This is a genomic window from Psychrobacter sp. Pi2-52 (assembly GCF_904846705.1).
Lineage (GTDB): Bacteria > Pseudomonadota > Gammaproteobacteria > Pseudomonadales > Moraxellaceae > Psychrobacter.
The window spans coordinates 123,364-141,636 of the sequence record NZ_CAJHBS010000002.1 but is presented as its reverse complement, the minus strand read 5'-3'; the positions used below and the strand labels follow the sequence as shown (position 1 = coordinate 141,636).

Below are 18,273 nucleotides of genomic sequence, written 5' to 3'. Positions count from 1 at the left end.
ATAGCCAATAGCTATGCATTAACTATAGAAAATAGCAGTTATTATTGTAAATTGTGGCATTAATTGGCATTTTTTATGTTTTTTGCCTTGAAAGTTATGCGGGCCATCTCAATTAAAGATGCTAACTGCTAAAGTTACTTTAATAAACTGATGATAATTGACTAATGACGTGGCCTTTTGGCTTGCAGATTGGCTTTTTTAGGTTTATTGCAACCGTATTTAATTTTTTACATAGATATATTTAGGATATTTTATGACTACTATCGCAAAAGACACTGCCGTCAAATTCAATTACACACTAAAAGACGACGAAGGCAATATCCTTGACCAGTCACCAGAAGGTCAGCCACTTGCTTATCTACATGGTCACAGCAACATTATCCCAGGCCTAGAAGCACAATTAGAAGGTAAGTCTGCTGGCGAAAAAGTTAATGCAGTCGTTGAACCTGCTGATGGCTACGGCGAATACCAAGAGCAAGCAGTACAGCACGTACCACGTGACAACTTCCAAGGCGTTGATGACATTCAGCCTGGTATGCAGTTCCAGTCAGAAGCTGGTGGCCAAGTAATGCTAGTTACTGTGACTGCTGTAAACGATCAAGAAGTGACTGTTGATGCAAACCATCCATTGGCTGGTAAGCGTTTGACATTTGATGTTGAAATCCAAGAAGTACGTGCAGCAACTGAAGACGAACTAAACCATGGCCATGTACATGGTGCAGGTGGCGTTGAGCACTAATCTCTTCTAGAGTATAGTGAAAATAGTTAGATGATAAATTATTAGATTTATCATCTAATCTAAAAGGTCAGTAGCCGATAAGGTTACTGGCCTTTTTTTATACTTATCTCATGGTAAGTTTCGAATTAATATAAATATGCTCAACTTGGATACTATCTACTTAAAAAATTCGCCATAGAAATTATTAATATCCAGACGTAACAAAGCCGCATAACGACAAGCGTCATGCGGCTTTTATTACCAACCATCCATGTTAGCGTTATGTGATACCTAATCCCGGGGCATCTCATAACTGACAGGCATCCAGCCTTATCATCCTTAATCAGCAAACTACTTATCCCTAGTGCGACCTTTAAGATACCAATCCCTAGTATCAACGAACCGTTTCGTTCAATCGTGCCGTACAGTTATAGTCGCAGATTAACCCTTCATTGGTAAGAGGTCTAAACGTCAATCTATGTAAGCATATGCTTACATAGATTACGTAACGCTATAATAACTTCACATTACAGCTTCTCTTCAGGGCTAAGCATTGTCTTAGGTTCAGCGCTGAGCATAAGGTAAGCTGCCTCATTGATAAACGCTTCATCCTCTGGTAATTCTGGACGTTCAGCTGCTTTCATACGGCTACGTTCTTCAAATTTTGCGTCCATCGCTGCCTGATAAGTGTTCCAGTTAGAGTACGGACGCTCACCAGTTGCGATAAGGCGCTTGTTTTCTGCTTCTAATGAACGTTTTTCAATTAGTTGCATTTTAGCTCGGCGACTATTGATATCTAATCGAACAGGTTTCTTTTCGTCATCCATGTTACGAATATCATTTAGCGTCGATAGATAAGTAAACTGCGGGTCTTTCTGTTGGCGAATCTTAGACTGCTGATTGAGCGTCGCCAATGTATCACTGGTAAACTTCCCTTCAGGCTTATACGGCGCCGTTCTGATAGTGTCCCAAGGTAATGCTTTTTTCTGAGCGCGCTCGCCAAAGGTTGCATCATCATAGATATTGACTAGCTCAACATCTGGTACGACACCTTTATTCTGCGTACTACCGCCAGTAACACGATAAAATTTACGCTGAGTTAAGGTAGCAGAGCCTAAAGCTAAGCTATCGAGCTGAATCTGCGCCGAGCCTTTACCAGTTGTCGTACTACCAACTACTAATCCGCGACCATAGTCTTGAATAGCAGCAGCAAAGATTTCACTGGCTGAGGCCGATGCTAAGTTGGTAATGACCGCCATCTTGCCATCATACAGCTGCTCGCCGCCATCGTTGTCGCGGTACACTTGAATATTGCCGCGATTATCACGAATCTGTACTAGTGGTCCGCTCTTGATAAAGAAACCTAACATCTTGGCAACTTCATCCAACGAGCCGCCAGGGTTGTTGCGCAAATCAACCACTAGGCCATCAATATTTTGTTTATTCAACTCTTTTAGCGCTTTTTCAGTATCGATACTAACGCTACGATAGTCTTCACCATTGCGACGTGCACGATAGTTTAGATAAAAGCTCGGTATCTCAAGTACGCCAATACGCTTTGGCGTCTTATCAATATTAGGACGCTGTACTTCTACTACTCGCTGAGTGACGCCGGACTCTTCTTGCTGAATAATGTCTCGTACCACTGTGACCGTACGGGCGCTAGCATCTGGCGTGTTAGGTTGACGTAGTTTCAGTGTGACCGATGTACCGCGTTTTCCGCGAATCAAGCTGACAATTTCACGCGTTGACCAACCAACCACATCCGTCATGGTTTCGCCATCTTTTGCGATACCAACGATCAAATCATTGGGCTTGATTTGACCCGACTTAGCGGCTGGACCACCATCGACTAAGGTCACAATACGAGTATAGTCTGGATTTTTGCGATCTGGACGAATAGAGACACCAATGCCCTCTAACTGAAGACTAGACTGGATTTGCAATTCAGTCGCTTGAATCGGTGCATAGTAATTACTGTGCGGATCATAAGTGAGCATCGCCGTATTTAAGATAGTTTCCATGATTTCATCGTCTTTGAGACGCTTAAACTGCTCTTGTTGACGTGACAAACGATTTTGCAAAATCTCATTTGGCGTACGCTCATCGTTACGTACCAAGTCTTGTCCGCGAGTAATATCTGGGTTGCTTAAAAATACTTTCTCTTTAGCTTTTTCGTCTTCTTGACCCAGCGTAATGCTCATCAACTGAAACTTTAACTGACGTTCCCAGTAATCGCGCTGCTCTTTTTTGGTTTTAAAATGGCTGAGTTTTTCACGATCAAGAATGATTGTGTCGTTACCTGTCAAATCAATATCTGTCTTGAGCATCTTGGTGGCCATCGCAAAGTACTCGTTTGAGCGTTTGCGGTAACGATCAAACACCTCTACCCCTGCAGACAGATCACCTTGCTTTAGACGAGCGCCAAAATCTTCAGCGTGTTTTTTCTTCAGCTCATCGACATCGGATTGCAAAAATAACGTATGGTTTGGGTCAAGGCTATCGATATACATTGATAGGATTTCGCTACCAGTCTTACTATCTAAAGGCTGATTAAGATAATGACTGCGATCCAGCAAGGCGGCTACTTGACGGGTGGTGACTTTTTGCTCAGGGGTCTGAACGAAACTTCCCGTATTGGTCTCGGCGACTGCAGTACCGTAGCTTTGGGTCAAGATAATACCGGCGATGCCCACTGACGCTGCACTGAGTAACCACTGTGCTGGTTGTTTTTTCATCATATGTACCTAGTTATTTGAAGTTAATAGTATTGGGTAATTCATCAGGATTAGTAATGCTCGAATCTGTTATGACCTATAAATGCTGTGTTTTTATTCTTATACTTTATGCATCATTAAATACTGATATATAGTCAAAAATCAATCAATATTATCATGCGCATAAATACTGAACTGTCTCAAACTGTATAAGCAATCTTACACGCTACACCTGTACATACCAAACTTTCTATCACTTTTATCATACATAGTAATTGAGGGCTATCAACATCGATTTGATGACTGAATCTACTGGCTATTGGTAAATTGATTTGACCCCAATAATCTGCCACATTATGCTCAATTAATAATAGCTGTCATAATAAGATATCTGAACAATGATTGATAAGCGATAAGACAGCCATAGATAGATAATCAGTCACCCTCATAATATAACCATATATAAAATAATAAGGAACACGCTATGTACGGCGTTTTAATGATAGATATCGATAGTACCGCTTTGACCGCTGAAGATGTCAGCTTGATTAAACAAGCACAGGTCGGCGGAGTAATACTGTTTGGTCGTAACGTCACAGATGCGGCCCAAGTCAGAGCACTGTGCGACGATATACGTTATCATAATCAAGACATACTTATCGGTGTGGACCAAGAAGGTGGACGAGTCGCGAGGCTACGTGAAGGTTTCACGCCCTTGCCTGCTATGGGTCGACTGGGTAAGCTATTCAATCAAGACCCAAGTCAAGCACTTAGCTGCGCCTACGATTGCGGTTATCTAATGGCAGCTGAAGTGCTGGCTGTAGGAATCGATTTGAGCTTCGCACCCGTACTGGATAGAGATGGCATTAGCCAAGTCATCGGTGATCGCAGCTTCCATCATGAGCCGCAAGCCATCACTGCGCTTGCAACACAGTTTATGCGCGGTATGAAAGCGGCTGGCATGGCCACTACTGGCAAGCATTTCCCTGGTCATGGCGCTATCGCTCCTGACTCGCACGTATCGGAAGCCATCGATACGCGCAGCTTAGATGAGATTATCAATAGCGACATGCAACCTTTTGCTCAAACACTGCATAGTCTGGATGCTCTTATGCCAGCGCATGTGATATTTTCGCAAGTAGACGACAAGCCGGCAGGTTTCTCCAAAATTTGGCTACAAGATATCATTCGAGATGAACTTAAATTTGATGGGGTATTATTCTCTGATGATTTATCGATGGCAGGTGCAAAGGCAGCTGGTGATGTCAGTGCTCGCGTAAAAGCGGCCATTGATGCTGGTTGTGATATTGCTCTCGTATGCAACGACCGTGTGGCTGCTCATGAGGCTGCTAAAGCTGCGCAAGATCTGCCTTACCCTAACCAGCAACGTATCAAAACCATGCGCGGCAACATCCCAACATGGCAAGGCGATCTTGAATCTACTTGCCAGCAGTTTGAATACTGGCAGCAAGCCAAGCAGAATGTTACTCAGACTTTTTTTGATGCGCAAGCTGATGGTGAGACTACTAAAGAATCAACAGATCCTACTCTGTATAAGTAATAGCTTACTTAACTATCATCAAGCAGCATACAAAAAAACCGCACCTTTATAAGATGCGGTTTTTGTCATTCGGCTACTATAATCAAAATAAGAACAAATAGATTAATTGGTTGGGTCTACCGCAGTACCTTGGGTAGCATCATCGCCATCTGGTAACAAATCATCATTGTTACTATCTAATGGGTTCATATCTGGATCTAGCGAATCACTGTTTATCATCATGCCATCGTTTGCACTAACAACCTCATCATTGACCATAAATTCAATACGGCGATTGCGGAAGCGACCTTGTTCGGTTGAATTATCCGCGATTGGCTCTGATTCGCCCATACCTTTGGTAGTTAGTTTACTAGCATCAACTCCCTTAGACACTAGATACGCTTTCACTGACTCAGCACGCTCCTGAGAAAGCTCCATATTATAGGTATCAGAAGCTTGACTGTCCGTATGACCGACGATCATCAGCTTCATATCAGGTACGTTATTGATGATTTCTGCAGCACGGTCTAGCAGCGCCTTATTGACTTCAGGTATAACCGCTTCATCTACCTGGAAGTTAATCACCTGAATACTCAAAGCGCGAGCAACATCACGTGGATCTGGGTTTTCACCCAAATTGGTCATCGCCACATCTGCAGCAGCCAGACTGTCATCAATCTCACCTTGTAAATCTAATGGACCTTCAGCTTGCACAGTCATAGCAGGAGCAGCTGCTTGTAGGTCAGCAACCAACTTGTCCAATGCGGCTTTATCAGGAGCATTCACAGTAATGTTATCGCCTTTAATAATCATACTCGCGTTCGGTACATTTTTAATAATTGGTAATATCGTTGCCAACTGAGCAGATGCTGGCATATCTACTGCAAAATTATCATCAACGTCAGCACGGCATTTATTAGCTTCGTCACCAAATGCACCAGTCAAAGCATTCATAACATTGGTTTGTAATGTCTCATCACCTACACTCATACGACAAGCATACAGCTCGCTATTTTCACCAGTTGCGATACTTAGTGATGCAGGCTCAATCGCGCCTGCAACCGCTAGTGCCTCATTACCTTGCGCCCCTTGCTGTACTGTAGCCGCTGGCGTTGCTACAGGCTCAGGGTTTTCTTGACAGCCTCTGAGTAGTGCCCAAGCCAATGCACCTAGGATAATCAAACCAATAATGGGTAGCAGCGCTTTCATAAAGCTCTCTTTTGGCTCTTCTTCTTTTTGTAATGGCGCTGTGCTGGTGGTATCAGAAATTGGTGTGCCAGCCGCAGTAGAAGTGGCAGCGACTGCACTAGCAGGCAAAACAGTACCCGCCCATGCAGGGATATGATGCTGGTAACTGTTCAGATTGTCATTCAAAAATTGCGGAACAGGCGTAGTACCAGCTAAACTTTTGATTTCATGAAAAGCTAATGGCGCTGCCATCGCAATCAAACCACGTGAAGCGGTTGCATCGACATTGTGTTTGCCTGCTAATTCGCGAGAGATTTGGTCGCGGTGTGCTCCTTCTGTCCATACACGGTCATAGAAAGCATTGTCATCACGGGCAATGTTTTCATTGGCAAAGCGGCTAAAAGTGTCGTTGTCTGCAAGACGAGCAGCAAAAATGGCATAAAACTGCTCTAATAGGTTTTTCTTAGCTGGGCTACGGTCATCTTCCAATACGGCTGGGCTGACGGTGCGTGTCAAATGGCTAATAATATCCATAATATGGCTCTCCCCTTAATTTTTATTTATATCATTCGTTTGCTCAAAAAGCAGCTATATCATTCTTTTGTATTCAATCGTTATAGTATTAAATAGTTATGGTGGCGTTAAATCCATCAAACTACTTTATTTGGTTTTGATTATTATAAAATTCTTAAGCTGCTATTCACAGTCTGTACGTTGTTGTGCAAATGATACAGTAAGTAATGTTTCGGTTGGCACACGTAACTGTAGCCAAGCTACATAAAAAGATAGGCCATATAAAAAGACACGCCCTATGAAACAGTGTGCCTCATAAAAACTACCTAACTTGAGCTGGTTCAGCAACGATGACCGTATTTGCCATCTCATCCACTTCTGAAGGTGAAAAAGGTCCTGGCGGTCTGGTCGTTTGATTATTCGAAGGAAAGTTGTTGGGAGTATTACTCGCGCCATTAGTAGGCAGATTGTTGGGCGCATTATTAAAGCTATTATTGTTAGGCAAAGGAGTTGGTATCACACGATCTCCAGTATCATCATCTGATGCTTGGTATTCGCCAGAGTTACTATTTAACCCATTATTATTGTATTGATTATTAATCCCCGCCCCATCATCTACAAACTGATTATTTGCGTTTGCCATGTTGTTCGTAGCATCACCAATGTTGCTATTATCAGGCAACGGCAGTGGCGCTGTACTCTCGACTACCATCGCTGGTACTAAACTTCGTATTTCTGTGACCAGTTTTTGCAGCATCATATTGTCTGGCGCCTCCAGTATGAGACGATCGTTTTGCACATGCAAACGTGCAAATGGTGTTGATCTAAGCATCGTCAAAACATTGGGCAGTGTCTCCGCAGGCATATTAGCGATTGTGGTTGCTACCCCATCCTGTATGTTCAACTCACAAATACTGGCCTGCTCGCCAAAACTTGTATTAAGTGTCTGTTGCAACGTGCTTTGTAGCGCAGCATCGCCAACGGTCGCACTACAAGTGTACAAATTACCGCCGTTGTCTACACCGACAATAAGCTCAACAGGAGTCGTTGTTGGTACAGGAGGCACGGGTGCTGGCGGTGGTTCAACAGGTACTGTGGCCACAGGTTCTACTGGTATTTCATTATTGGGTTTCACTAATAAGGCCCATGCTGCTAGTGCAAGCGCGGCAAGGGCTACTATTAATAAAAACACACGTATTAGTAGATCGTTTCGTTGATTACGAGTACGCACTTGTGCACGCTTTAAATTACTGTTCTCTGCCAGATGATAAGCAGCTGGATTGGCATGAATAGCATCACTACTGGCAGTCGTATCGTTATCTAACGCTTCAGTGTTTGAGCGCTCAGCAGTTGATATTTGCTCTATATTTTCTACATCATTATTCGTTGTTGGTGTGTCTATGCCAGCTATGCCAGTATCTAAAGTAGCGTCGTCAAGTCTATTCAATATGTCGTCACTTACTGGCACATGTACTGGCACATGGTCATCATCTGAACCAAAGCTTTTTTGTATTTGCTGATCCACACCTTGAGTAGCCGTAATCACAGCTGCTGCCCAGATAGGTAAATATGGTCGTAAAGCAGCCTGTTTGTCTTGTGAAAATGCTGGCAAAAACTGCCCATTGGCCAATACTTTTAGCTCACGATATGCCAGTGGGGTAGCACTAATTAGTAATTGCTCAGTTGTCTGTTCATCAATGTGATGGGTGGCTGACAATTCTTGGATGATAGTCTCTTGCAGGCTTTTATCTTGCCATATTTGTTCAAATAAAGGACTTTCATTGTTGCTGCTAGTAATTACTTGGTCAGTACGCAGCAACTGTGAATAAACCTGTGGCACAGCTAGGCGCGCAGCCAGAACAGCATAAAATTGCTCAAGTAGACTGACATAGGCGACATTATTGCTGTCATCATTACCCATTACAGCTGGGGTTACCGTTTTTTCTAGCTGGTCAATAATGTTCATATTTCACTGCCTCTATCAGCCTTATTGGAATGTGCAAAATTAAGCACTTATTTTATTTTTATCCATGTCACTTGTGTATTTTGCTTCTTTGTCTAAAAGATTAATCGCAGCGCGGATGAATGAGCACTACTCTCATCTTTAACCTTGCTTTAAAAGTTTCACTTATGTTGCATGGTACACTGCTACATTATTCACTATAACCGCATAAAAAAGCATCGTTTTGTCACACAATAGGTATTCGCGTTATCGCAACTGCTGTTAGTATTAGTCTATTGCTAATGGTTAGTACTTAATACGGATCAGACGTCAAACTTATTTTTTACTCAGCCGTAACGCTTAGGCTTTGAATATTGTCATTTGTAGCTTGTCATTTGTAACATTGTCACATATCAGGCACGGCCTAAGGATTTTCCTTTGTTAAACCATACGACGCTTATTATCATTATTACCGTTATTGTCAGCTTATTGGCTTGGCAAAACAAGACGCTATTTAATCGATTGATTTTTTACCCGCCAGCAGTCAACAATGGGCAATGGGATCGCTTTGTGACCCACGGCTTTATTCATGCTGATAGTATGCATTTGCTCTTCAACATGTTTACTTTGTATTTCTTTGGACGTGCTATCGAAGGACTATATCAGCCGTTTTTATTCGGCTACGGTTTTGTGGTCTTTTATGTGTTGGCAATTATCGTTGCCATGATTCCAAGTTACGTGAAAAATAAGAACAACGCCAGTTATTTGAGTTTAGGTGCATCGGGCGGTGTATCGGCTGTGCTATTTGCTTTTATCCTGCTAGCACCATGGGAGAGAATTTATCTCTTTGCCGTGATTCCTATTCCTGCGATACTATTTGCCGTAGCTTATATATTTTATAGTATCTATGCGGATCGACGCGGTGGTTCAAACATCAATCACATGGCTCATATGTGGGGCGGTGCATTTGGCGTTATCGCTACGATCTTATTGGAACCAAAAGTACTACCGCACTTTATCAATGCGTTGCTATCACCAGGATTTTAGACATTTCTACGTATAGTAAAGCTATCACTTTAAAGACGGTTATACTCTATAAATACTATTTTGCGCAGGGTACACTTCTACATTTGAGATTTAGTAATACATTATGATTATAGATATTATCGGTGATATACATGGTTATGCAGACAAACTGATCGGTCTGCTGCATCAGTTGGGCTATGAGCATAACGGTCAGCATTTCGTGCCACCAATAGGTCACAGGGCCTTGTTCATCGGTGATTTAATCGATCGTGGTTCGCAGCAATTAGCCACGTTAGAAATTGTCTTTGCAATGCTAGATGCCGATGTAGCCGATGCAGTGATGGGCAACCATGAATATAATGCGCTGGCCTATGCCACGCGTGATCCTGATAATACTAGCCAGTATTTACGCTCGCACAATGACATCCATAGACGCCAACATGAGGCGTTTTTGGCAGAGATACCATTTGGCTCAGAGCAACATGAGTACTGGTTGCAGCGTTTATATGAAATCCCATTATGGATTGAGACCGACTACGCCTGCTTTGTACATGCTTGCTGGGATACAGATAGCATGGTGATACTAAAACCTCTTCTGACTGATGATAACTGTCTGACTCCAGCAGGTTTAATCGCAACGGCTAAAGAAAATACCTTTGTCTTTGACGCTTTGGAGCGAGTGTTAAAAGGGGTTGAAACAGGCTTACCTGATGGTATTGTGATGGTAGATAAAGAAGGTACTGAGCGCACGCGAGTACGAGTACGCTGGTGGCTAGATGAGCTAAATACACGCACACTTCGTGAAGTGTCTCGTGCTCCATCGTCCGCATTGGCACAAATTCCGCCTGATGCGTTGGCTGAAAATATTGACTTTGAATTAAAAACTCATAAACCTGTGTTTGTCGGGCACTATTGGCTCACTGGCACACCTGAGCCACTCAGTCCACAAGTTGCCTGTACTGACTACTCTGCTGCAGTAGATAGCGGCTATCTAACATGCTATCAACTGGATACCGAACAACCATTACCATTGACAGCCAGTCACTTTGTTCAGCATTATCACGATGAAAAACATATATAAAATCGTGATATCACTGCAATTAGCCCCATACCAGTATTAAAAGTCAAACTTGGCTTTACGAGTGTAGCAAAATTTTTGTATGATGGTCTTTTTGAGGATATCCAATCATGAGCACCACGAATACTGCTGCTAACCAGAACGGTCCAATCACTTCCCCTGCTGGTCAGCCAAAAGTCGGCATTATCATGGGTTCGCAGTCTGACTGGGCAACTATGAGTGCTGCTGCGCAATTGCTTGCAGACTTTGACATTGCTTTTGATTGTGAAGTTGTCTCTGCACACCGTACGCCTGACAGATTATTTGATTATGCTAAAAGCGCAAAAGATAATGGTCTACAAGTGATCATTGCTGGTGCAGGCGGTGCCGCTCATCTGCCGGGTATGTGTGCCAGCCAAACGCCACTACCTGTCTTTGGTGTCCCTGTAAAATCATCTATACTGAGCGGTTGGGATAGCCTACTGTCTATCGTACAAATGCCAAAAGGCGTCGCTGTTGGTACTTTGGCGATTGGTGCTGCTGGTGCTTATAACGCCGCCCTACTTGCAATTCAGGTATTGGCATTGCATGATGATACGATTGCTACTAAGCTCGATCAGATGCGCCAGTCCCAGACTGAGACTATTCTCGCTAGCCCAACACCAGGTATTATCAATCCTTAAGTAAATATAAATCGATCAGCTTTTATAGCAGAGTCTTTTATATTTATAGCTTAACGATTGAAGCTATCACTGTATATTTTTAAGCAATTCCGAGTAGAGATAAGGTGCATACAGTGCACCTTTTCCTATTTTCACCCATTGAGTTTTAGATTTTAATAGACCAAACACCTTATTCACTTTTATTCAAAGAGCCTGCCATGACTACAGCAAACGCTTATCCTGTTACCCAAACCATTCGTACCATCGGTATTTTAGGCGGTGGTCAGCTTGGTATGATGCTTGCCGAAGCCGCCATGCCATTGGGTTACCAATGCGTATTCTTAGAAGACAATCCAGAATGCCCTGCCAGCTTATACGGTCGTGTCTTTCATAGCGATCAATTAGAAGACTTTATCGCAGCAGCGGACGTCTTTACCTTAGAGTTTGAAAACACGCCAACGTCTACTGTTGAGCAACTGGTTAGCTTGTCAAAATCTGGTAGCAAGCAAGGCATGTTCCCACCGCTGATTGCGCTTGATATTGCCCAAGATCGTCTTAAAGAAAAGCAGATGTTCAACACACTTGATATCGCAACCGTGCCATTTATGGAAGTAAATTCTGAAGCTGAGCTCAAGCACGCTTGTAAAGAGTTAGGACTGCCTATCGTTCTAAAAACCAGCCGAGGCGGTTACGACGGTAAGGGACAGTTCGTCATCAAGCAAGACGGTGACATTAAAGCTGCTTGGCTAGATTTAAAAGACGCCGTCAGCGGTAAAGGCTCACTTACGCCAACACCTGCGCCATTAATTGCTGAAGGTTTTATTAACTTTAGTCGTGAAGTGTCTATCATTGCAGCAAGAGCGCAAAATGGTCAGGTACGCTGTTACGATTTGGTCGAAAACCACCATCACAACGGTATTTTGGCCAAAACTCAAGCACCTGCTGTTGGCACGAGTCACCTGTTTCAACAAGCAACAGATGCCATTACTAAAGTCATGAATCACTTGGATTATGTCGGCGTTATGGCGCTTGAATTGTTCGTCACCAAAGATGCTCGCGGTCATAACGCGATACTGGCGAATGAGATCGCACCACGGGTCCACAACTCTGGACACTGGAGTATCGAAGGCGCTATTACCAGTCAGTTTGAGAATCATATCCGTGCTGTAGTCAACTTGCCATTAGGTGATACAGATAACGTGCATCCTGCGATTATGGTGAATGTACTGGGTCAATATCCCGATATCAGTGCAGTGCTAAATATCGATGGCGCTCATTATCATAGCTATCATAAGGCTGAGCGTGACGATCGCAAGATTGCTCATATTACCTTGATGCCTAATGATGTGACTGATTTAGAGCCTGCTATGGCAAAACTGGTTGCTATCTTACCAAACAAGGTTGGTCTAGATAAAGAGTATGCAAGCGTGGATACTCAGCCTAATAAAGCAGACGTCGATACTAAGAGTAATGCTAAGAACAGTATTCAAAATGATGCCACAGCTGATGAACTAGACAATAAAGACAGCCAAACAGACAGCCTGACTGCTACTCCATCAAAATCTGAGAAGGCCAAGAAATAATGCAGATTTGGGTGGACGCAGACTCGGTACCATTGATTGCTAAAGATTTGATTATTAAAACGGCTGAACGTACCAAGACCATGGCCATATTTGTGGCCAATCAGCCGATTAAGCTACGCAAGTCGCCTCTACTTGTTATGACTGTCGTACCGTCAGGATTCGACAAAGCTGATGATTATATCGTTGAGCAGATACAGGCTGGTGACTTGGCTATCACTAGCGATATCCCCTTAGCCAATGATATTTTGGATAAAGGTGGTATGGTACTGACAACGCGCGGCGTGGTCTACGACAAAAACAACATCAAGCAAAAGCTCAATATGCGCGACTTTATGGATACCATGCGCGGTACTGGCGTCCTAGAATTGCAAGAAATGAGCGGTCAAAAACCTTACGGCGATCGAGATAAAAAAGCCTTTGCGGATGGTCTTAATCGCTTGGTTCGTTAGCACTTTTTATCGTTCTATCTGACGCCTACCCATCCTGTCTTCTATTAAATAACATTATCTAGCTAACGTTTGCTTCCTTGCAAACGGTATACACTCTATAACCAAACACTATTCAATCAGCACGCTTTATAACGAAGCGTGCTACCTATCTTTGTTACTCTATATTCGGTTTTTAAGATAAATAAACTTACTGAATAATTTAAATAATAGCATTTAAATAAGAATAGGAATGATTATGAAAATTTTAGTCGTTGGTGCAAGTGGTCGAGTGGGCGGTGATTTGGTTAAGCAATTATTGGCTGATGATCATCAAGTTATTGGCACGACTCGTCAAAAAGAAAAGTTGTTTGATAATGACAACTATACCCAGCTAGATTTAGACATTACAGCCAGTAAAGAGTCTATTGAAAAACAACTGGATAAGGATATCGAAGCTATTTACTTTGTTGCAGGATCTGGTGGCAAAAACGTCTTAGAAGTTGATCTGCATGGTGCAGTAAAAACAATGCAGGCGGCACAAGATAAAGGCATTAAACGTTATATTATGCTGAGTTCAGTCTTCTCATTAGAAACTAAAAAATGGGATGAAAACCCAGGTATTGCAGACTTAAAAGAATACTACATCTCTAAACACTACGCCGATCACTGGTTAGTGAACAACAGCTCACTTGATTACACTATCGTACAGCCGGGCGCACTAAAAGAACGCGCTGGTACAGGCAAGATCACTATTAATGATGCCAGCTCTGGTGAGAATGCAATCGAAGATGTAGCGACAACGCTAGCCGCGGTGCTAACCGCAGATAATACGATAGGCAAAGTCTTCAATCTACACAATGGAGACATTGATATTAATGAAGCAGTTGCTACCGTATAAATAGATTTAGTATTAGCAGAATTGGTTGTGGACGCTAGATTTTAGAAGCAGCCAATACAAAAGGTCGTTGTCGATTCGCCAATATCTAATTGGTAAATCGGCAACGACCTTCTTATTATGTATTTAGATTACAGCTAATCTAAAAGAAGCTCATTCAATTATGCTTGCCCACTGGGAAAAGGAATGACTTCTTCTAAGCTACTTGCACCTGTCAAAACCATTAGCAATCTATCCATACCGACTGCGATACCGCTACATGGTATCAAATCATTGGATGCGGCTAATAGATGTTCATCAACTGGCATTTGAGGTAGGTTATGACGCGCACGTAATTGATTGTCTTGTTCAAAACGGTCGCGCAATGCTTGACCATCTGCTAATTCATCATAAGCATTGGCAATCTCAATGCCGTTAATGTATAGCTCGAAACGTTTTGCAATTTTATTACCGTCTTTATCCCTAGCTGTCTTCGCTAATGCAGCGGTCGCAGGTGGGTACTCTATAATTAATGTCGGCAAATCATGACCTAGGTTTGGCTCTACGGCATGACTGAATAATAAATCCAGCCAGCTCTGGCGACGATTTTCTTCGCTATCATCAGCATCATTAAAATCAAATCCTGTCAAACCCATATCTTCTGCCACGGCTTGCAATGCAGTTAAACTCGCTGTCAACGGATGGATACCTACAAAATCCATAAAGGCATCGACATAGCGATAATGACTCATCACAACTGAATGACCATAAAGCGCTTCTAACAACTCATTAAGTTCAGTTGCCATCTCGTCCAGACTATAATGAGGTTGATACCATTCGAGCATCGTAAATTCAATATTATGACGCGTGCCTATTTCGTTATCACGAAAGACAGGACAAATCTGATAAATAGGCACTTGCCAGCTGGCTAATAAACGCTTCATCGCAAATTCAGGCGAGGTATGCAAATAATAAGTGCGTGGACGGTCCTGATAGGTCACATGAGCTGCTACGGACTGCAAAAAAGTATCTGTGTTGCCTGCTTGGGATAATAGCGGTGTCTGCACTTCTAGCACTTGTCGACTGGTAAAAAACTGACGAATATTGCTGATAAATTGCGCACGCTGTTGTGCCATTGCAAGTGTCATGGTTGGTGCGTAGCTAGGCTTAGAAGTAATAAGCTGCGAAGAAATGTTATTTGCTTGAGTCATTGGGCTCTACTGCGACTGATGAATAATTGGTTGCTCAGTATCTTGTTTAATTAAAACTGCCACTCACGGCGCAAGTTATAATCACGTCTCAGACCGTCGAAGTCAGCACCACTTACTTGCCCATCAACTGCTTTATTTCGTAACGAGGTATCATCTTGCATGATGTCATAAAACTTTGGCAGTCTGTCTGGATATGATTTTAATTCAGACCATAAGAACATATTTAGCGGTAGCAGATTGGACATAGATTGAGCTGGAGGTATCGCTAATTTTTCACACAAGGCATCATAAATAATTTGTGTGCCACGTAGCTTACCTTCTAGTGTATAGCCAGCGATATGCGGTGTGGCAATAGCGAGTTTGGATAATAAGCTTACTGCGACTTCTGGCTCATGCTCAAACACATCTAGCACCACTTGTCGTCCAGTACACTCAATATCTGCTTCAAGCGCGCTTTCCTCAATCACAGGCCCGCGCGCACTATTAATCAGCATTGTATCAGCAGGCATCATTGCTAATGCAGCTGCATTAATCAGATGACGTGTTGGGTAATCACTACCTTTAGGATTCGTCGCATTCTTTTCATTGGTCAAAGGCACATGCAGACTAACCACGTCACTTTGGCTAAGTACCTGCTCCAAGCTAGCATTGTTAGTTTTGGAGGCTGGTAACAAGGGATCATAACCTAGCACCTGCCAACCCAAATCATAGGCATATTGAGCAAGCGTATTACCGATATTACCAAGGCCAATGATACCTAAGGTTAATGACGCCGACTGCTGCCAATACTGCGGACGCAAAGTGGAAATAGCCGTCAATACATATTGAGCCACAGAATGCTTACTACAACCAGCCGCATTGGCGAAAGTGATATTGCGAGACGCTAGATAATCTTGGTCTACATGGTCGGTACCAATAGTCGCAGACCCAACAAATTGCACGCTGTTATTATTCACTAATAGCGCTTCGTTTACTTTCGTCACCGAGCGTATCAGCAGCACATCTGGCTGTACTCTAGCAAGTAGCGCTGCATCGATATCTCGACCAGCGACAGTGATAATTTTAACCCTATGCTCAGCCAGCTGACCAAGCGTAGCGTCATTAAAAAAATCATTCAGACTAGCGATGTTGCTGTCCGCTAAAATAGTGATATTTTTAATTGTACTTAATTTATCAGTCTTATTATTCGTCGATTCTGCTATATTCTCATTCGTCATTATTCATCATCTCTATCGATAATTTTTTACGTCATGTTTGCTAGCGACTTGTTATTCTGGTTCGTGCACGGGATCTATCGCACGGGAGTCAGAAAGCATCACCTCCTGCTGAGCAAATATCTCATTCTTATGCTGCGATATCCACTCGCGCCATACCGCAAGCCCGATAGCCAACACGACTGGCCCAATAAACAAACCAACAAAGCCAAACGCTGTTAGACCACCCAGTACACCAATAAAAATAATGATAAAAGGAATTTTGGTCGCGCCGCTAATGACGATAGGACGAATCAAGTTATCCACCCAGCTAATCACCAGTACACCCCATAGCGCCAAGCCAATACCCTCTGCAGTATGCCCTTGGCTCAATAGCCAAACCGATACACCGCCCCAAACGAACGGCGTACCAAAGGGAATCAAGGCAATAATAAACGTGACAATGGTCAATAAAATAGGACTTGGTGCCCCAGCGAAGTAATAGCCGATACCAGCCAATAGCGCCTGTGCCAATGCAGTCAATCCAATCCCGTAGACTACGGCACGTGTGGTTGTACCTACAGAATCGATGTAACCGTCGATGCGATTGCCGATGATGTTACGCAGCGCTTGACGAATCTGCCGAACCAGACTGGTGCCATCTCGGTAAAAGAAGAAGAGCGTCATTAATGCCATACCCAGCTTGGCCAAACTACTGAACACCACATCAAATGCTATTTTGCCATAATATAAATGCGACTGAACCCAAATGCGAAAAGCTTCTAGCGTTCCTTCTGGGTTTTTGTTAATGCGCCACAGTACATCTTTGACTTGCTGGCCGATGATAGGCAAATCTTTAAGAGAGTCAGGCACATCTAAGTAACCTACCTTGATACGGTAAATCAAGTTACTAATTAAACTCAAAGCTTCTTGCTGCAAGATAAACACGCCGATGACCAGTGGCACGCCTATTATCAGTGAGATGCTCACCGTCATAATAGCGGCGCTAAAGTCTGGGCTCAGCTTCACCTTTTCATGGAAGAAATTATAAATAGGAAAAGTCACATAGGCCAAAATCGCTGCCCACAGCGCTGGTACAATAAAAAACTGCACCACTTGAAAACACAATACGAAAAGCACCACTAGCAACGTAATTGCCAATAAGCGCTGAATAATAAATTCTTTTGTCCAGTTTTCAATCATAGTGTATAAACCAAAAGCGGACAGCAAACGATAATTTTGCTGGCGAGTTTATAAATGTGTGATAAATATCAGCTCTTAGACACTGTCTGTAAGCCATATCCATTAGCGAGAGTTTTGAGTCATAAAAAAAGTATTGCGTCGGACTTGTTACGTCATATGACGATTAACAACATGACAGTTAGATAATATGACTATGTTTAGTTACATACCGCGAATTCATAGCCATTTATTATTGTAGATAAAATAATAAAAATGCGGTTAACACACCTTATTATGCAATAAAGCATGTGAATTATATAACGCGTTGTTGTAATCTTTACTTACAACTTTGTCTATGCAAGCTTACTAGATGACGACGATAATGACTAGCGCATAATGCATGAATTTAGTGTGTAAAAATGATGTATTGAAAACTGCT

Annotated in this window: 14 protein-coding genes; 8 read left to right on the top strand and 6 right to left on the bottom strand. The window is 42.8% G+C overall.

Annotated features, from left to right (window positions below; all coding sequences use genetic code 11):
- Positions 1–253 precede the first annotated feature (253 nt).
- A complete protein-coding gene (locus JMY00_RS01830; protein ID WP_057758283.1) occupies positions 254–739 on the top strand; it encodes a peptidylprolyl isomerase in 486 nt (161 codons plus the stop codon).
- Positions 740–1,245: 506 nt separating this feature from the next.
- Here the strand turns inward: JMY00_RS01830 and JMY00_RS01825 are convergent.
- Positions 1,246–3,456 (bottom strand): carboxy terminal-processing peptidase, encoded by a 2,211-nt coding sequence (locus tag JMY00_RS01825; protein WP_201578905.1) that lies wholly within the window; start codon positions 3,454–3,456, stop codon positions 1,246–1,248.
- A 463-nt stretch (positions 3,457–3,919) separates the two neighbouring features.
- Here JMY00_RS01825 and nagZ point away from each other — a divergent pair, with 463 nt between their 5' ends.
- Entirely contained in the window at positions 3,920–4,996 is a 1,077-nt protein-coding gene (gene nagZ / locus JMY00_RS01820; RefSeq protein ID WP_201578904.1) for a beta-N-acetylhexosaminidase, read from the top strand.
- Positions 4,997–5,098: 102 nt separating this feature from the next.
- Here nagZ and JMY00_RS01815 read toward each other — a convergent pair whose 3' ends face one another.
- Both JMY00_RS01815 and JMY00_RS01810 read right to left on the bottom strand, forming a co-directional pair.
- Positions 5,099–6,697, bottom strand: coding sequence for an OmpA family protein (locus tag JMY00_RS01815; protein WP_201578903.1), 1,599 nt, complete (start codon positions 6,695–6,697; stop codon positions 5,099–5,101).
- A 301-nt stretch (positions 6,698–6,998) separates the two neighbouring features.
- On the bottom strand, positions 6,999–8,642 hold the full coding sequence (locus tag JMY00_RS01810) for a hypothetical protein (RefSeq protein ID WP_201578902.1): 1,644 nt from the start codon (positions 8,640–8,642) through the stop codon (positions 6,999–7,001).
- Positions 8,643–9,056: 414 nt separating this feature from the next.
- Here JMY00_RS01810 and JMY00_RS01805 point away from each other — a divergent pair, with 414 nt between their 5' ends.
- The 6 genes from JMY00_RS01805 to JMY00_RS01780 all read left to right on the top strand — a co-directional run bounded on the left by JMY00_RS01805 (position 9,057) and on the right by JMY00_RS01780 (position 14,272).
- Positions 9,057–9,665, top strand: a complete 609-nt coding sequence (locus JMY00_RS01805) for a rhomboid family intramembrane serine protease (RefSeq protein ID WP_201578901.1) — start codon at positions 9,057–9,059, stop codon at positions 9,663–9,665.
- 103 nt (positions 9,666–9,768) lie between these two features.
- Complete coding sequence (locus JMY00_RS01800; RefSeq protein WP_201578900.1) at positions 9,769–10,725, top strand: metallophosphoesterase; 957 nt, start codon at positions 9,769–9,771, stop codon at positions 10,723–10,725.
- Positions 10,726–10,832: 107 nt separating this feature from the next.
- Positions 10,833–11,384 (top strand): 5-(carboxyamino)imidazole ribonucleotide mutase, encoded by a 552-nt coding sequence (purE, locus tag JMY00_RS01795; protein ID WP_201578899.1) that lies wholly within the window; start codon positions 10,833–10,835, stop codon positions 11,382–11,384.
- A gap of 197 nt (positions 11,385–11,581) precedes the next feature.
- Entirely contained in the window at positions 11,582–12,946 is a 1,365-nt protein-coding gene (locus JMY00_RS01790) for a 5-(carboxyamino)imidazole ribonucleotide synthase (RefSeq protein WP_201578898.1), read from the top strand.
- Positions 12,946–13,395, top strand: a complete 450-nt coding sequence (locus JMY00_RS01785; protein ID WP_102093310.1) for a DUF188 domain-containing protein — start codon at positions 12,946–12,948, stop codon at positions 13,393–13,395. Before JMY00_RS01790 ends, JMY00_RS01785 begins: the two co-directional genes overlap by 1 nt.
- 235 nt (positions 13,396–13,630) lie before the next feature.
- Entirely contained in the window at positions 13,631–14,272 is a 642-nt protein-coding gene (locus JMY00_RS01780; protein WP_201578897.1) for an NAD(P)H-binding protein, read from the top strand.
- A 158-nt stretch (positions 14,273–14,430) separates the two neighbouring features.
- On the opposite strand, the gene epmA is transcribed toward JMY00_RS01780, so the two are convergent.
- The 3 genes from epmA to JMY00_RS01765 form a co-directional block, all read right to left on the bottom strand.
- Positions 14,431–15,459: an EF-P lysine aminoacylase EpmA gene (epmA, locus tag JMY00_RS01775; protein ID WP_201578896.1), complete on the bottom strand. Its 1,029-nt coding sequence runs from the start codon at positions 15,457–15,459 to the stop codon at positions 14,431–14,433.
- 50 nt (positions 15,460–15,509) lie between these two features.
- Positions 15,510–16,619, bottom strand: a complete 1,110-nt coding sequence (locus tag JMY00_RS01770) for a 4-phosphoerythronate dehydrogenase (protein WP_201578984.1) — start codon at positions 16,617–16,619, stop codon at positions 15,510–15,512.
- Positions 16,620–16,727: 108 nt separating this feature from the next.
- Positions 16,728–17,855: an AI-2E family transporter gene (locus JMY00_RS01765; RefSeq protein ID WP_201578895.1), complete on the bottom strand. Its 1,128-nt coding sequence runs from the start codon at positions 17,853–17,855 to the stop codon at positions 16,728–16,730.
- Positions 17,856–18,273: the final 418 nt, after the last annotated feature.

Coding starts and splice junctions, on each gene's coding strand:
- JMY00_RS01825 (WP_201578905.1), bottom strand. CDS start 3,456: ATGAAAAAACAACCAGCACAGTGGTTACTCAGTGCAGCGTCAGTGGGC.
- JMY00_RS01790 (WP_201578898.1), top strand. CDS start 11,582: ATGACTACAGCAAACGCTTATCCTGTTACCCAAACCATTCGTACCATC.
- JMY00_RS01830 (WP_057758283.1), top strand. CDS start 254: ATGACTACTATCGCAAAAGACACTGCCGTCAAATTCAATTACACACTA.
- JMY00_RS01800 (WP_201578900.1), top strand. CDS start 9,769: ATGATTATAGATATTATCGGTGATATACATGGTTATGCAGACAAACTG.
- JMY00_RS01785 (WP_102093310.1), top strand. CDS start 12,946: ATGCAGATTTGGGTGGACGCAGACTCGGTACCATTGATTGCTAAAGAT.
- JMY00_RS01780 (WP_201578897.1), top strand. CDS start 13,631: ATGAAAATTTTAGTCGTTGGTGCAAGTGGTCGAGTGGGCGGTGATTTG.
- JMY00_RS01810 (WP_201578902.1), bottom strand. CDS start 8,642: ATGAACATTATTGACCAGCTAGAAAAAACGGTAACCCCAGCTGTAATG.
- epmA (WP_201578896.1), bottom strand. CDS start 15,459: ATGACTCAAGCAAATAACATTTCTTCGCAGCTTATTACTTCTAAGCCT.
- purE (WP_201578899.1), top strand. CDS start 10,833: ATGAGCACCACGAATACTGCTGCTAACCAGAACGGTCCAATCACTTCC.
- nagZ (WP_201578904.1), top strand. CDS start 3,920: ATGTACGGCGTTTTAATGATAGATATCGATAGTACCGCTTTGACCGCT.
- JMY00_RS01815 (WP_201578903.1), bottom strand. CDS start 6,697: ATGGATATTATTAGCCATTTGACACGCACCGTCAGCCCAGCCGTATTG.
- JMY00_RS01765 (WP_201578895.1), bottom strand. CDS start 17,855: ATGATTGAAAACTGGACAAAAGAATTTATTATTCAGCGCTTATTGGCA.